Origin of the sequence: Thiolapillus sp., from assembly GCF_048562965.1 — a bacterium.
Lineage (GTDB): Bacteria > Pseudomonadota > Gammaproteobacteria > Chromatiales > Chromatiaceae > Thiolapillus > Thiolapillus brandeum_A.
On the sequence record NZ_JBHNMF010001633.1, the window covers coordinates 1 to 525 of the forward strand.

Consider the following 525-nt stretch of genomic DNA (forward strand, 5'->3'; position numbering starts at 1 on the left):
GACCCCGGAAGAAGCGGAACTGGTGCTGTCTCAGCCGGACATCGAAACTGATGCGGGGCTGAGAGATCGTGCCATCCTCGAAGTGCTGTACTCCACCGGCATTAGACGACAGGAAGTCATTCGCTGCCAGCCATGGAGAGCAAAGCGAAGGCTGGTAGACCCCAGTAGCCGCGAGGCCGCACTGCTTACCTGTCGTGCGCATAGCGCCAGAGGGGAAGCAAAGTAGGCCTCCGAACGCGGCGTCCAGTCATTGGGAGACAAGTACGGAGCAGCAACGAGCTTGCGAAGTTGTTGCGTAGTGCTTGGTGACCAGGACGGCTGGGGCACAAATAGGTTGTCAAAGGCCGAGTCGATTTTGGGGACTGGGATGTCCCAAAATCTATCACGAGGCCGAAGACACGCTTGAACTTAACCAAACAGGATGTCAATAGCGGCGCTGGTATCATCGCGGTCCGACAGGGCAAGGGCAAAAAGGATCGTTTTGTGCCGGTTGGAGAACGCGCCTTGGTCTGGGTCGAAAAATAC

Annotated in this window: 2 protein-coding genes; both read right to left on the minus strand. The window is 57.0% G+C overall.

The window, feature by feature from the left end; translation table 11 throughout:
- The coding region (locus tag ACOCD2_RS25925) for a hypothetical protein (RefSeq protein ID WP_419626435.1) at positions 1–202 on the minus strand (202 nt) is incomplete at its 3' end.
- Positions 186–386, minus strand: a complete 201-nt coding sequence (locus tag ACOCD2_RS25930) for a hypothetical protein (protein ID WP_419626437.1) — start codon at positions 384–386, stop codon at positions 186–188. The genes ACOCD2_RS25930 and ACOCD2_RS25925, both read right to left, overlap by 17 nt.
- Between the last annotated feature and the right edge of the window lie 139 nt (positions 387–525).